The following is a 13,380-nucleotide window of genomic DNA, read 5'->3' as shown; positions in this document are numbered from 1 at the left end:
CGGTGACGGGGACGGTCAGGCCGGCGGCAGCACTTTGGCGACCAACTTCGCCAGTTCGCGCAGGGCCTTGCCGCGGTGGCTGATCGCGTCCTTCTCCTCCGGCGTCAGCTCGGCGTTGGTGCGGTCCTGACCGTCGCCGAGGAAGATCGGGTCGTACCCGAAACCGCCGTCGCCGCGCGGGGCGCGCAGCAGCCGGCCGGCCTGGCGGCCGTCGACCAGGTGCTCCTTGCCGCCGGGCAGCACCAGCGCGACGGTGCAGACGAACGAGGCGGCGCGGTGCTCGTCGGGCAGGTCGGCGATCTGGTCCAGCACCAGCTGGAGGTTGGCCCGGTCGTCGCCGTGCCGGCCGGCCCAGCGGGCGCTGAACACGCCCGGCATGCCGTTGAGGGCGTCGACCGCGATCCCCGAGTCGTCGGCGATGGTGGGCAGGCCGGTGCGGCGGCAGCCCTCCCGGGCCTTGATCAGCGCGTTCTCGCCGAAGGTCAGGCCGGTCTCCGGCAGCTCCGGGTACTCCTCGACGTCGTCCAGCCCGATCAGGGCGATCCGGTGCGCGCCGAGCGCGCCGTCGAGGATCCGCTGCAGTTCGATCAGCTTCTTGCGGTTGCGGGTGGCGAGCAGGACCTTGTTCATGATGCGAGTGCCTTCCGCTGTGCGTCGGCCAGTTCCACGCAGCCCAACAGCCCCAGGTCGAGCAGCGAGTCGAGCTGCGTACGGGAGAAGATGCCGGCCTCGCCGGTCCCCTGCACCTCGACGAAGTCGCCCTCGCCGGTGCAGACCACGTTCATGTCGACCTCGGCGGCGACGTCCTCGGCGTAGTCGAGGTCCAGCCGGGGCTCGCCGGCGATGATGCCGACGCTGACCGCCGCCACCGACCGGTGCATCACCTTCTCCGGCTTGCCGGCCAGCGCCTTGCGCCCGGCCAGCCAGGTCACCGCGTCGTGCAGCGCCACGTACGCACCGGTGATCGCCGCCGTCCGGGTACCGCCGTCGGCCTGGAGCACGTCGCAGTCGAGCACGATCGAGTTCTCGCCCAGCGCCTTGAGGTCGACGGCCGCCCGCAGGCTCCGGCCGATCAGCCGGGAGATCTCGTGGGTCCGGCCACCGACCCGGCCCTTGACGCTCTCCCGGTCCGAGCGGGTGTTGGTGGCCCGGGGCAGCATCGCGTACTCGGCGGTCACCCAGCCGAGCCCCGAGCCCTTGCGCCAGCGGGGCACCCCCTCAGTGACGCTGGCGGTGCAGAGCACCCGCGTGCCACCGAACTCGACGAGCACGGAGCCCTCCGGATGGGTGCTCCAGCCGCGGGTCAGGGTCACCGGTCGGAGTTGGTCGGGCAGCCGCCCGTCAGGTCGCGCCATGCCTGCACCTTATGCGGTCGAGTGATCGAACCGCCCCGGGGTGTCCTCAGCCCGGCAGCCGCGGCGGCGTGCCGTCCGGTTCCGCCCCGTGCACCCGCAGGAAACCGGCGACCGCGGCGGGCCAACTGAACTCCTCGGCCCGCGCCCGGGCGGTCGCCCGCCGCGCCGCCTCCGGCCGGTCCAGCAGCCGGACGACCGCGTCGGCCATCGAGGCCGCCGTGCCGTACGCGGCGATTCCCGCTCCGGCGATCACCTCCGGCAGCGCGCTGGCGGCGTTCACCACCACCGGCGTCCCACTGGCCAGCGCCTCCAGGCCGGCCAGCCCGAACGTCTCCACCGGCCCCGGCGCGAGCACCACGTCGGCGCTGGCCAGCAGGGCGGCGACCGCGGTCCGGTCGGGCAGGAAGCCGGTGAGGTGCACCGGCAGCCCGGCCACCCGCCGGGCCAGCGCGCCCCGCGACGGCCCGTCGCCGGCCAGCACCAGAACCGCCGGTACGCCCCGGCGGCGCAGCTCGACCAGGGTGTCGACCGCCAACTCCGGGCGCTTTTCGGGGGAGAGCCGAGCGCAGTGGACGAGCAGCACCTCGGTCTGGTCGGCGTACCGCTCCCGCAGGGCCGGCTCCGCCCGGTCCGGGCGGAACGTGTCGAGGTCCACGCCGAGCGGTACCAGGTCGACCCGGGGGGCGTGGATCCGGTCGAACTCCTCGGCCGCCCACCGGGTGGTGCAGACGATCCGGTCGTACGCCCCCACGGTGAGCCGGTTGAGCCGGTCCGCCACCCGGCGGGCGGTGGCCGCCGGCAGCCGCCACTGGCCGAGCAGCCCGGTCAGGCACTCGTGGGACACCATCACCGAGGGCACCCCGTGCGCGCGGGCCCACTCGCCGGTCCAGCGCAGCGTGGCGCGGTCGGAGACCTCCAGCCGGTCGGGGGCGAGCCGGGTCAGCAGCCGCTGCACCGTCCGCCGGCCGGTGAGCACCCGGTAGCCGCCGCTGCCCGGCACGGCCGGCCCCGGCACGGTCAGCACCGTGCCCCAGGGCTGGCGGCTCACCGCGGGCCGGCGTCCCGGAACGACCAGCACCGGGTCATGCCCGGCCGCCCGGTAGCCCTCGCCGAGGTGTCGCAGGGCGGTGCGCAGCCCGCCGGAGCGGGCGGCGACGAAGTTTGCCAGCCGGACGATCCGCAGCCCCCGCCCGGCCGGGGCGGCGCCGCCGGTCACGTGACCGGCAGACCGCCGGCCGGGACACCGGCCAGGACCGCCTGGTAGTGCCCGATCAGCTCGTCGCCGATGGCGGTCCAGCTGCGCCGGCCGATCGCGGCCCGGCCGGCGGCCCCGTACGCGGTCCGCCGCCGCGCGTCGCCGGCGAGCGTCGCCACCGCCCCGGCCAGGGCGTCCGCGTCGCCGGGCGGCACCAGCAGCCCGGTCACGCCCGGCTCGACCAGATCCACCGGACCGCCGCTGGCCGGCGCCACCACCGGCAGTCCGCTGGCCGCCGCCTCCTGGAGGGTCTGGCCGAAGGTCTCGTGCGGCCCGGTGTGCACGAAGATGTCGAGGCTGGCGTAGAGCCGGGCCAGGGCCTCGCCGTGCTGAACGCCGAGGAACCGCGCCTCGGGCAGGGCCTTCTCCAACTGCCGCCGGGCGGGGCCGTCCCCGACGACCACGATCCGCACCCCGGGCAACCGGGCGGCGGCCGACAGCAGCTCCACCCGCTTCTCCGGGGCGAGGCGTCCGACGTACCCGACCAGGATCTCGCCGCGCGGCGCGAGGGCGCGGCGGAGCCCGGCGCAGCGCTTGTCGGGGTGGAAACGCTCCGCGTCGACGCCGCGACGCCACAGCCAGATCCGCTGCACGCCGTTGGCGATCAGGTCGGCGGCGGACCGGGTGGAGGGCACGAGGGTGCGCTGTGCCGAATTGTGGATCTCCCGCAGCCGCCGCCAGGCCGCCGCCTCCCCCCACCCCACCCGGTACGCCCGGGCGTACGAGGCGACGTCGGTCTGGTAGACGGCGACCGTGGGCAGCCCGTGCCGCCGGGCCAGCGTGGCGGCCCGCGCGCCGAGGACGAACGGACTGGCCAGGTGGACCACGTCGGGCGCGTGGCCGAGGAGTGCCTCGGCCAGCCGGAGGCTGGGCATCCCGAGCCGGAAGCCCTGGTAGCGCGGGAGCGGCACGCTGGGGATCCGGACCACGGGGTACGGCAACCGGTCGATCGGACGCCGCTTCGCACCGGGCGGCGACGGGGCGATGACCATAGGCTCGTGGCCACGGGCGACGAGATGTTCCGCCGTTCGGACCACCGAGTGCGCGACGCCGTTGACGTCCGGCGCGAACGACTCGGTCACGATGGCGATCCGCATGGTGTCACCGTGGGGGCGGCAGCGGTGCACGGGACGACCGGCCGCTGACGCGGTGGCGAACATTCCACCACGAACGCGCGCCGGGCGGACCCGGCTCAGTCGGTCAATCCAGGAGATCCCAGGGCGGCACGACCGGCTGTAGGTGCCCGCTCAGACGTCGTACGCGGCGCCGGCCCGGACCACTTCCAGCGGCCCGGCATACGCGCCGGCGGCGGACTCGACGGTGTGCGACTCACTGCCCCAGGCCACCACGAGATGGGTCAGCAACAGCCGGCCGACCCCCGCCTTGGTCGCCGCCTCGCCGGCCTCCCGGCCGGTCAGGTGCAGGTCCGGCGGGTTCTCCATGCCGTCGAGGTAGCTCGCCTCGCAGAGGAAGACGTCGGCGTCCTGGGCCAGCCGCAGCAGCGCGTCGCAGGGCGCGGTGTCCGAGGAGTAGCAGAGCACCCGCCCGCCGTGCTCCAGGCGCACCCCGTACGTCTCGACCGGGTGGTTCATCCGGTCGACGGTGACGGTGAACGGGCCGATCGGGAAGGTGCCGGGCTGCAGGCCGTAGAACTGGTAGACGTCCTCGACCGTGCTGTCCTCCTGGTCGTAGACCGCGGCCAGCCGGTCCGGCGCGCCGGACGGGGCGTACATCGGCAGGGGCGGGTACGGCCCGTCGGGGGCGTACCGGCGGACCACCACGTACGAGGCGGCGTCGAGGATGTGGTCGCAGTGCAGGTGGGTCAGGAGGATGGCGTCCGGGGCGTGCAGCCCCGCGTAGCGCTGGAGGGTGGAGAGCGACCCGGAGCCGAAGTCGATCAGGAGCCGGAAGCCGTCCGCCTCGACGAGGTAGGCGGAGCAGGGGGACTCGGGGCCGGGAAAGCTGCCCGCGCAGCCGAGAACGGTCAGTCTCATCCCGTCGCCTTGTCGTTACTCATCGTAGTCGACACGCCGGTGCGAGCCTCGCCGATGATCTCTACCGACGCGTACGCCACGCTGCGCAGCCTACGCGCAGCGACGGCGGGGCAAGAATCATCTAATGGAAGTTGTCATCAACGTGACACCCACGGGCCGGCCGGCGTGGACCGGCCGGCCCGGGGTCGGGCCTCACGCCCAGAGCTGCCCCTCCAGGGCGTCCTCGGCGTCGGCGAGCGTGCCGCCGTAGGCGCCGGTGGAGAGGTACTTCCAGCCGCCGTCACAGACCACGAAGGCGACGTCGGCGCGGCGGCCGTCCCGCACCGCCTCGTGGGCCACCGCGAGGGCGGCGTGCAGGATCGCGCCGGTGGAGAAGCCGGCGAAGATCCCCTCGACCTCCACCAGCTGCCGGGTCCGCAGCACGGCGTCCCGGGTGCCCACGGAGAAGCGCCGGGACAGCACGGTGGCGTCGTAGAGCTCCGGAACGTACCCCTCGTCGATGTTGCGCAGGCCGTAGACCAGCTCGCCGTAGCGCGGCTCCGCCGCGACGACCTGGATGCCGTCGACCTTCTCCCGCAGGTAGCGGCCGGTGCCCATCAGGGTGCCGGTGGTGCCCAGACCCGCCACGAAGTGGGTGATGGTGGGCAGGTCGTGCAGCAGCTCCGGGCCGGTCGTCTCGTAGTGCGCCCGGGCGTTGGCCTCGTTGCCGTACTGGTAGAGCATCACCCAGTCGGGGTGCTCCGCCGAGATCTGCTTGGCGGTGGCGACGGCCTGGTTCGAGCCGCCGGCGGCCGGCGAGAAGATGATCTCCGCGCCGTACATCCGGAGCAGCTGGACCCGCTCGGTGGAGACGTTCTCCGGCATCACGCAGACCAGCCGGTAGCCGCGGAGCTTGGCCACCATGGCCAGCGAGATGCCGGTGTTGCCGCTGGTCGGTTCGAGGATGGTGTCACCCGGCCGGAGCCGGCCGGACTCCTCGGCCGCGCGGACCATGAACAGGGCCGCCCGGTCCTTGATGCTGCCGGTCGGGTTCCGGTCCTCCAGCTTCGCCCAGAGCCGCACCGGCGGTGCCCCATCGGGCACCGTCGGCGAGAGCCGGGGCAACCCCACCAGGGGGGTGCCACCGCAGGCGTCGAGCAGGCTGTCGTAGCGAGCCATGACGCCCGCCGGTCAGCGAGCGACGGTTGCGCGCCGGGAGACGGCGTGCGACGCGATGGCGGCTGCCGCCGCGAAGCCGAACGCGCCACCGGCGACGGCCGGCAGGATGGTCACGCTGTCGCCGTCGGTGAGCTTGGCGTCCAGCGCGCCGAGGAAGCGGACGTCCTCGTCGTTGACGTAGACGTTGACGAAGCGGTGCAGCGCGCCGGCGTCGGTGACCAGCCGGCCCCGCAGGCCGGCGTGCCGGGAGTCCAGGTCGGTGAGCAGGTCGCCCAGGGTGTCCCCGGCGCCCTCGACGACCTTCGCGCCGCCGGTGTAGCTGCGCAGGATGGTGGGGATGCGAACCTCGATGGCCATGGTGTCGTGCTCCTTGATCGGGTGTGCCTCGGTGACGGACGGGAAGTGAACGGCGCTGAAGGTCAGCGGCCGGAACACTCGTAGTCGACCGTCGCCGGGCTCTGCCCGAACATGTAGGACTGGACGGCGTGCGGGTCCACCGCGGCGTCGACGATCCGCACCGGCTCCTCGGTCACCACGCCGTCGACGATCCGGAAGGAGCGGATCTCCTCGCTGCCCGGCTCGCGCGTGGATACCAGCAGGTAGTGGGCCCCGGGCTCGCCGGCGAAGGAGATGTCCGTCCGGGACGGGTACGCCTCCGTCGCGGTGTGCGAGTGGTAGATGACGACCGGTTCCTCGTCGCGGTCGTCCATCTCCCGCCACACCCGCAGCTGCTCCATCGAGTCGAACTCGTAGAACGTCATCGAGCGCGCGGCGTTGTCCATCGGGATGTGCCGGGTGGGGGTGTCGCTGCCGGCGGGACCGGCGACCACGCCGCACGCCTCGTCCGGGTGGTCCCGGCGCGCGTGCGCCACGATCGCCTCGACGATCGACCGGTCGATGCTCAGCACGCCGCCCAGCCTAGCGCCCACCGGCCGCCGACTGCGAGGCGGTGACCGTCACACTTAGTCGATCAGGGCGTTGAGCAGGGACTCCTGGAGATACCCCAGGTAGGCGTAGACCGACAGTTGGAACACCCGCGAGGAGGTCGGGTCCTCGGCGACCGCGTCGTCGAGTTCCTCGCCCAGGTCGGTGCCGTCCTTGATCTCCAGCCGGACGCCCATCGCCAGCCGGGCGTCGTTGAGCGCCCGCAGCCACGCCTCGGCCGCCTCGGCGTCCAGCCGCACCTCGCCGCCCGCCTCGTCCGGCAGCGCGGCCAGGATCGCGCCGGCCTGGTCGATCTTGGCGGTCTTGAGGTCGCCCTCGGTGTACCGGCGGAACTCCGCCGTGTTCGCCGGGTCGTCCGGGTACGCGTCGGGGAAGAGCCGCCCGACCACCGGGTCGGAGTGGTCGAACCCGTCGGTGAGCAGCCCGACCACCTCGGAGGCGACCTTGCGCAGCACCCGCACCTCGTCGACGGCGAAGCTGGCGACGTAGCGGCCGCCCTGGCGGCGGAACATGCTCACGAGCGGTCCACCGTCGCCCACAGCCCGTACGCGTGCAGCTGCGACGCGTCGTGCTCCATCCGCTCCCGGGCGCCGCTGGACACCACGGCCCGACCCTTGTGGTGCACGTCCAGCATCAACTTCTCGGCCTTCTCCCGGCTGTACCCGAACAGCTTCTGGAAGACCCAGGTCACGTACGTCATGAGGTTGACCGGGTCGTCCCAGACGATCGTCACCCAAGGCCGGTCCGAGACCGGCACCTCGTCGGTGTCCGGCGTCTCGACCGGTGCAACCTGTGGAGCCGCCATGCCCCCCATCGTGCCACCGGATTCGGCGAACCGATGAACCGGAACGCCGGGGCGGCCCGGATCACCCTCCCGGGCGGCGCGGACCGGGCGGGGCGGCGACGTGACGACGCCGCGCTCAGGCGAGCAGGATGCCGTGGTCGAGGGCATCGGAGAGCACCGCGCCAAGGGAGAGACGGACCGCCTCGAAGCGCCGGGACACCTCGCGGGACAGCTCCAGCTCCACCTCGCGCAGGGCGCGCTGGGCCCAGGACCGGGCGGCCATCGGATCGTTGTTGCCCGGGGTGCGCCAGTGCTGCCAGCACCCGCCGGAGAGCGCCACCGCGACCGGCGGCAGCACCTCGGAACGGGTGGCACCGGGATGGCCGGCCAGCGCGTCGATCGCGCCGGTGCCGACCAGGTCGCCCACCCCGGCGGTGCTGGTGACCAGGAGCACCCGTTCCAGGTCCCGGCCCTGCGGCTGGTCGGCCAGGCCCCACCGCACGGCCGTGGCGATCCGCTGCCGGACCCCCTCGGCCAGTGGCGCGCCCAGGACCCGCGCGGCGGCGTCGTCGATGACCGCGCGCACGGCCTGGTCGCACTGGGCGGTGGCGAGCAGGGACAGCGCCTCCATCTCCCGGTCCAGCAGTTGCGGCAGGCCCGCGCAGCCCACCCCGAAGACGATCTCCTGGACCGCGCGCAGGTGGATGTTGGCCAGTTCCAGCGCGAGGTGCTGGCGGATGCTGCGGGCGCAGGTGCGGGTCTGCCGCTCCAGCCGCTCCGACCAGTCCCCCGCGTCGGCGTCGGGCACGACGGCCACCCGGCCGTGGGCGCCGGGCAGCACGGGCGGTTGGAGGCTGGCCCGGCGCAGCCCCTCGTCGGCGGCCCAGCCGACCAGGGCCCGGCGCAGGCCGGGATGCTCGGCCCGGTGCACCGGAAACCAGCGGGCGCCGGCGAGGGCGGGCACGGCGGCGAGCAGGGCCGCCCGGTGCGCCTCGACGCTGACCTCCGCCGGGTCCAGCAGGGCCGGCGCCTCGGACGACGCGTCGCGGGGCGACGGGACGGGCGCCTCCGTGTCGTCCGTCCCGCCCGCCGCCTCGGCCGGGGCCCAGCCGCCCGCGCCGGGGGTGACCACGAAGAAGACCTCGACCGGGGCCCGGGCCACCTCGGCCAGCAGGTGCAGCTCCGCGCCGGTGAAGGTCTGGTCGGCGCCGATGACGTAGAGCAGCGCGCCGCCGCGGCCGACCGCGTCGAGGAGCATCCGGCCGCCGGCGACCCCGAGGGTGTCGGTGTCCGGCGTGTCGAGCACGGCGAAGTGACGCAGCAGCGGCTCGGGCAGGCTCAGCTCGACCCGGCGGGGCGGGCGGGCCAGCGCCGGGCCGGCGGCCGCCTGGTCGGCGCCGTAGGAGTGCGGCTGCCGGTAGCCCGGCACGTACGCCGCGCGGGTGGCGACCCGGGCGTGCCGGACCAGCAGGCAACTGCCCGCCGGCACGTCCAGCATGCCGGAGGCGACGCCGAGCAGGGCGGCGAGCACCTCGCGGCGGGCCGCGGCGGCCGGACCGGCGGCGACCGCCACGAGCGGCTCGTCGGGGCCGGGCTCGGTGACCCCCACGCGGGCGGGGAGCGGACCGCAGCGGGGCAGCTCGGCCGCCCCGCCGGCACCGCCGGGCACGTCGACCCCGGGGAGTGGACCGGGCTTCATCGCGGCCTCCCGTGGCTGGCGGGCGGGCGGCGGTGAGCAGCCCGCATGGACATCCGGTGCGGTGGCACCCGACTGCCGGAAGGGTACGTCCGACACCCCCCAGCACCGAAAACCGCGGGTACTCACCGGTAACCACGAGATTACTCAACTTCGCAGCGTGACGGTGTGCGCGCGGACGGAATTCCGTCGATATGCTGCACCGATGAGTCGGTGGAGCTTCGTCGGCCGAACGGATGAACTTGACCGTCTGCAGTCGGCCGTGGACGAAGCCGAGGGGCGTGGGCTCATCCTCAGCGGCCACGCCGGCATCGGCAAGAGCCGGCTGCTGCGCGAGGGGGTCAGCGCGCTGCCCGCCGACCGCTACGCGATCTGGTACGTGGCGGCCAGCACCGCCACCGCGGCGCTGCCGTTCGGCGGGCTGGCCCAGGTGCTCCCCGCCGAGCAGCCGCAGGGGCTCTCCCCCGCCGGCGTGCTGCGCTGGGGTGTGGAGGTGTTGCAGGAGCAGGCCGCGGGGCGGCGGATCGTGCTCGCCATCGACGACGCCCACCTGCTCGACCCGCCGTCGGCCGCGCTGGTCCACCTGCTCGCCCGCCAGGAGAACACCACCATCCTGGGGACGCTGCGCAACGGCGAGCAGGTGCCGCTGCCGATCCGGGCGCTGTGGACCGACGACCTGGTCGAGCACTTCGAGCTCGCCCCGCTCGGCCCGGCCGAGACGGCCGACCTGCTCGCGGCCATCCTGGACGGTCCGGTCGACGCCGGCTCGGCGGACCGGCTGTTCCGGCTCTCCGCCGGCAACCCACTGCTGCTGCGCGAGCTGGTGCTGGCCGCCGCCGGTGGCGGTGAGCTGGACCGCCAGTACGGCGTCTGGCGCTGGACCGGCCGGCTGGAGCTGGCCCCCAGCCTCACCGACCTGATCGACACCAGGATCGGGCGGCTGGAGCCGGGGGTGCGCGCCGTGGTGGAGCTGGTCGCCTTCGGCGAACCGCTCGGCCTGCACCTGCTCTACCAGGCCGCCGACCAGGCCGATGTGGAGCTGGCCGAGGAGCGTGGCCTGATCACCATGGTCCGCGACGACCGGCGGCTCGACGTCCGGCTGGCCCACCCCCTCTACGGCGAGATGATGCGCCGCCGCTGCCCGGTCACCCGGACCCGGCGGTTGCAGGCCCGCCTGGCGGAGCTGCTGGAGCAGGTCGGCGCGCGGCGCCGGGGCGACCTGCTCCGGGTCGCGGTGTGGCGGCTGGACTCCGGCACCGCCCAGGACGCCACGCTGCTGCTCGGCGCGGCCGCCCAGGCGTTCGCCCGGTACGACGTACCCCTGGCGACCCGGCTGGCCCGCGCGGCGCTCGACGCCGGCGGCGGCTTCGACGCCGCGGAGCTGCTCGCCACCATCCTGATGTTCGCCGACCGGCCCGACGAGGCGATCCGGGTGCTCGACGCGGTGGCCGGCGAGATCGACGGCGACCGGCGGCGCAGCCGCTGGCTGACCGTGCGCGGCATGGTCAGCTACTGGGGGCTCAGCCGGGAGTCCACCGTGGAGGAGATCGCCCAGGCGGGCGCGGCCCTGACCGACCCGGGCGACCAGGCGCGGGTGCGCGCCTTCGAGGCGATCATGCGGCTGCACGGGTTGGACGGCACAGCGGCGCTCCGGCTCGCCCGGTCGGTGCTGGACCGCCCGGCCGCCAGTGTGGCGGCGCGGGAGCTGGCCCGCTGCACCATCGCCCACCTGGACGCGGCGCGGGGACAGTTCCGCAGCAGCGCGACCGCGATCGCCCGGGTGGCGGCGGAGGCGCCGCACTGGCGCAGCGACATGCCTTATCTTCAGCTCGCGATGGAACTGGCCCGGGGCACCCGGCTGGCCCTCGCCGGCGACCTGGCCGGCATCGACGCGATCGTCGCCGACGAGTTCGCCGACCTGGCCGGGGCCGGCGACTTCCGGCTCGGCACCGGCTACCTGGCGATCCTCCAGGCGTACGCGGCCCGGCTGCGCGGCCGCAGCGGCGAGGCGCTCAAGGTCAGCCTCGGTGCCTGCGCGGTGCTGGCCACCAGCCGCGTCTACGCCGGGCTGGCGCAGGCCGAACGGGCCCAGGCGGCGGCGCTGCGCGGCGAGGCCGAGCACGCCGCCGAGGCGATGGCCGAGGCCGACCGGACGCACGCGCCCGGCATGGTGGTGCTCTACCCCTGGCTGGAGCAGGCCCGCGGGGCGGTGCTGGCGGCCGGGGGCGACCTGCCGGGGGCCACCAAGCACCTGGGCGACCTGGCCGACCGGCTCCGCGCCGACGGCTTCGCCGGGCACGAGGTGCTGGTCCTGCACGACCTCGTCCGGCTCGGGCAGGCGACGGCCCCGGTCGGCCCGACCTGCACGGACGGCAGCCGGCGCACCGTCGCGCAACGGCTGGGTGAGCTCTCCGAGCAGGTCGACGGGGTGCTGCCGCCGCTGCTGGCCCGGTACGCCCGGGCCACCGTCGCCGGTGACGACGCCGAGCTGCTGGCGGTGGCCGACGGCTTCGCCGCGCTCGACCTGCCGGTCTGGGCCGCCGAGGCGACCGCGACCGCGCTGCGCGAGCTGCGCCGGGAACGCGCCGCCTCGGCCGGCGCCGCCCACCAGCGGCTCGCGGGCCTGCTCGGCGGCTGCGACCAGATCCGCACACCGGCGCTGGAGGCGCTGCGACCGGCACTGTCCGATCGGGAACGGCAGATCGCCACGCTGGCCGCCGCCGGGGTGACCAGCCGGGCCATCGCCGAGCGACTGTTCCTCTCCACCCGCACGGTGGAGAACCACCTCCAGCGGGTCTACAGCAAGCTGGGCATCACCGGGCGGGCGGAGCTGCCGGCGGCGCTGCGGTCGTTCACGGGCCACGACGGCACGGAATCGGCGTGAACTCTAGGCTGGGTCGGTGAGCTCCCTTCGCCCCGCGCTGCTGACCGACCACTACGAGCTGACCATGGTCAGCGCCGCCCTCCGGGACGGCACCGCCGAACGCCGCTGCGCCTTCGAGGTGTTCAGCCGGCGGCTGCCCGCCGGGCGGCGCTACGGGGTGGTCGCCGGGACGGGCCGGCTGGTCGACCTGATCCGCGACTTCCGCTTCGACGCCGACGAGGTGGACTTCCTGCGCCGCACCGGGGTGGTGGACGACCGGGCCGCCGAGTGGCTGGCCAGCTACCGCTTCACCGGCGACGTCGACGGGTACGCCGAGGGCGAGCTCTTCTTCCCGGGCTCACCGATCCTCACCGTCTCCGGCGGCTTCGCCGAGTGCGTGGTGCTGGAGACGCTGGTCCTGTCGGTGCTCAACCACGACAGCGCGGTGGCCGCCGCCGCCGCTCGGATGGTCACCGCCGCCCGTGGCCGCACCCTGATCGAGATGGGCTCCCGGCGGGCCCACGAGGAGGCGGCGGTGGCCGCGGCGCGGGCGGCGTACCTGGCCGGGTTCCGGTTCACCTCCAACCTCGCCGCCGGCCGGCGCTACGGCATCCCCACCGCCGGCACCGCCGCGCACGCGTTCACCCTGCTGCACGACGACGAGAAGACGGCGTTCGCCTCGCAGGTCGCCACGCTGGGCAAGGACACCACGCTGCTGGTCGACACGTACGACATCAGCCAGGGCATCCGCAACGCGATCGAGGTGGCCGGGCCGGAGCTGCGGGCGATCCGGATCGACTCGGGCGACCTGGCGGTGATCGCCCAGCAGTCCCGGGAACTGCTCGACTCGCTCGGCGCCACCGAAACGAAGATCATCGTCTCGGGTGACCTCGACGAGTACGCCATCGCCGCCCTCGCCGCCGAGCCGGTGGACATGTACGGCGCCGGCACCGCCGTGGTCACCGGCTCCGGCGCGCCCACCGTCGGGCTGGTCTACAAGCTGGTCGAGGTGGACGGGCGGCCGGTGGTCAAGCGCTCCGAGCAGAAGGCCACCATCGGCGGCCGGAAGGTCGCGGTACGCCGGCACAAGCCCACCGGCACCGCCACCGAGGAGATCATCGTGCCGCAGGGCGTGCCGGACCGGCAGCCCAACGACCGGCTGCTCCAGCGCTCCTTCATCGTCGACGGGGAGCCGGTCGTGCTGCCCTCGCTCGACGAGTCGCGGGAGCACCTGCGGCAGTGCCTGATCTCCATTCCGTGGGAAGGGCTCAAGCTCTCCGGCGGTGACCCGGCGGTGCCGGTCACCGTCGTCCCGGCAAGCTGACGAAGG

At 74.6% G+C, this 13,380-nt stretch carries 13 protein-coding genes; 2 read left to right on the top strand and 11 right to left on the bottom strand.

Going from position 1 to position 13,380, the window contains the following annotated elements:
• Positions 1-15: 15 nt before the first annotated feature.
• The 11 genes from rdgB to ACTMS9_RS06140 form a co-directional block, all read right to left on the bottom strand.
• Complete coding sequence (rdgB, locus tag ACTMS9_RS06190; protein WP_441164364.1) at positions 16-630, bottom strand: RdgB/HAM1 family non-canonical purine NTP pyrophosphatase; 615 nt, start codon at positions 628-630, stop codon at positions 16-18.
• Positions 627-1,355 (bottom strand): ribonuclease PH, encoded by a 729-nt coding sequence (rph, locus tag ACTMS9_RS06185; RefSeq protein ID WP_441164363.1) that lies wholly within the window; start codon positions 1,353-1,355, stop codon positions 627-629. The genes rdgB and rph overlap by 4 nt, the downstream gene beginning before the upstream one ends.
• 46 nt (positions 1,356-1,401) lie before the next feature.
• Positions 1,402-2,571, bottom strand: a complete 1,170-nt coding sequence (locus ACTMS9_RS06180; RefSeq protein WP_441164362.1) for a glycosyltransferase — start codon at positions 2,569-2,571, stop codon at positions 1,402-1,404.
• Complete coding sequence (locus ACTMS9_RS06175; protein ID WP_357607888.1) at positions 2,568-3,707, bottom strand: glycosyltransferase family 4 protein; 1,140 nt, start codon at positions 3,705-3,707, stop codon at positions 2,568-2,570. Before ACTMS9_RS06175 ends, ACTMS9_RS06180 begins: the two co-directional genes overlap by 4 nt.
• 150 nt (positions 3,708-3,857) lie before the next feature.
• A complete protein-coding gene (locus ACTMS9_RS06170) occupies positions 3,858-4,604 on the bottom strand; it encodes an MBL fold metallo-hydrolase (protein ID WP_441144838.1) in 747 nt (248 codons plus the stop codon).
• 192 nt (positions 4,605-4,796) lie between these two features.
• A complete protein-coding gene (locus tag ACTMS9_RS06165) occupies positions 4,797-5,762 on the bottom strand; it encodes a PLP-dependent cysteine synthase family protein (protein ID WP_441144840.1) in 966 nt (321 codons plus the stop codon).
• 12 nt (positions 5,763-5,774) lie between these two features.
• Positions 5,775-6,119, bottom strand: a complete 345-nt coding sequence (locus tag ACTMS9_RS06160; RefSeq protein WP_441144842.1) for a MoaD/ThiS family protein — start codon at positions 6,117-6,119, stop codon at positions 5,775-5,777.
• Positions 6,120-6,181: 62 nt separating this feature from the next.
• Positions 6,182-6,670, bottom strand: a complete 489-nt coding sequence (locus ACTMS9_RS06155; RefSeq protein WP_441144844.1) for a Mov34/MPN/PAD-1 family protein — start codon at positions 6,668-6,670, stop codon at positions 6,182-6,184.
• 54 nt (positions 6,671-6,724) lie between these two features.
• Positions 6,725-7,219, bottom strand: a complete 495-nt coding sequence (locus ACTMS9_RS06150; protein WP_172894756.1) for a DUF2017 domain-containing protein — start codon at positions 7,217-7,219, stop codon at positions 6,725-6,727.
• A 2-nt stretch (positions 7,220-7,221) separates the two neighbouring features.
• Positions 7,222-7,512 (bottom strand): ATP-dependent Clp protease adapter ClpS, encoded by a 291-nt coding sequence (gene clpS, locus ACTMS9_RS06145; protein ID WP_088963684.1) that lies wholly within the window; start codon positions 7,510-7,512, stop codon positions 7,222-7,224.
• Between the two features lie 115 nt (positions 7,513-7,627).
• Positions 7,628-9,190: a hypothetical protein gene (locus ACTMS9_RS06140; RefSeq protein ID WP_441164361.1), complete on the bottom strand. Its 1,563-nt coding sequence runs from the start codon at positions 9,188-9,190 to the stop codon at positions 7,628-7,630.
• Positions 9,191-9,392: 202 nt separating this feature from the next.
• On the opposite strand from ACTMS9_RS06140, the gene ACTMS9_RS06135 reads away from it, so the two are divergent.
• Together ACTMS9_RS06135 and ACTMS9_RS06130 are read left to right on the top strand one after the other, a co-directional pair.
• Positions 9,393-12,071, top strand: a complete 2,679-nt coding sequence (locus ACTMS9_RS06135) for a LuxR C-terminal-related transcriptional regulator (protein WP_441144848.1) — start codon at positions 9,393-9,395, stop codon at positions 12,069-12,071.
• A gap of 16 nt (positions 12,072-12,087) precedes the next feature.
• On the top strand, positions 12,088-13,374 hold the full coding sequence (locus ACTMS9_RS06130; protein WP_441144850.1) for a nicotinate phosphoribosyltransferase: 1,287 nt from the start codon (positions 12,088-12,090) through the stop codon (positions 13,372-13,374).
• Positions 13,375-13,380 lie beyond the last annotated feature (6 nt).

The sequence above is a fragment of the Micromonospora sp. L31 genome (assembly GCF_052068075.1).
Lineage (GTDB): Bacteria > Actinomycetota > Actinomycetes > Mycobacteriales > Micromonosporaceae > Micromonospora > Micromonospora purpureochromogenes.
The sequence above is the reverse complement of the archived record's forward strand: the minus strand, read 5'-3'. Positions and strand labels throughout refer to the sequence as shown.

Excerpts from the sequence above, each read along its gene's own strand:
- rph (WP_441164363.1), bottom strand. The coding sequence starts at position 1,355 with ATGGCGCGACCTGACGGGCGGCTGCCCGACCAACTCCGACCGGTGACC.
- ACTMS9_RS06170 (WP_441144838.1), bottom strand. The coding sequence starts at position 4,604 with ATGAGACTGACCGTTCTCGGCTGCGCGGGCAGCTTTCCCGGCCCCGAG.
- rdgB (WP_441164364.1), bottom strand. The coding sequence starts at position 630 with ATGAACAAGGTCCTGCTCGCCACCCGCAACCGCAAGAAGCTGATCGAA.
- ACTMS9_RS06135 (WP_441144848.1), top strand. The coding sequence starts at position 9,393 with ATGAGTCGGTGGAGCTTCGTCGGCCGAACGGATGAACTTGACCGTCTG.
- ACTMS9_RS06150 (WP_172894756.1), bottom strand. The coding sequence starts at position 7,219 with ATGTTCCGCCGCCAGGGCGGCCGCTACGTCGCCAGCTTCGCCGTCGAC.
- ACTMS9_RS06165 (WP_441144840.1), bottom strand. The coding sequence starts at position 5,762 with ATGGCTCGCTACGACAGCCTGCTCGACGCCTGCGGTGGCACCCCCCTG.
- clpS (WP_088963684.1), bottom strand. The coding sequence starts at position 7,512 with ATGGCGGCTCCACAGGTTGCACCGGTCGAGACGCCGGACACCGACGAG.
- ACTMS9_RS06140 (WP_441164361.1), bottom strand. The coding sequence starts at position 9,190 with ATGAAGCCCGGTCCACTCCCCGGGGTCGACGTGCCCGGCGGTGCCGGC.
- ACTMS9_RS06160 (WP_441144842.1), bottom strand. The coding sequence starts at position 6,119 with ATGGCCATCGAGGTTCGCATCCCCACCATCCTGCGCAGCTACACCGGC.
- ACTMS9_RS06175 (WP_357607888.1), bottom strand. The coding sequence starts at position 3,707 with ATGCGGATCGCCATCGTGACCGAGTCGTTCGCGCCGGACGTCAACGGC.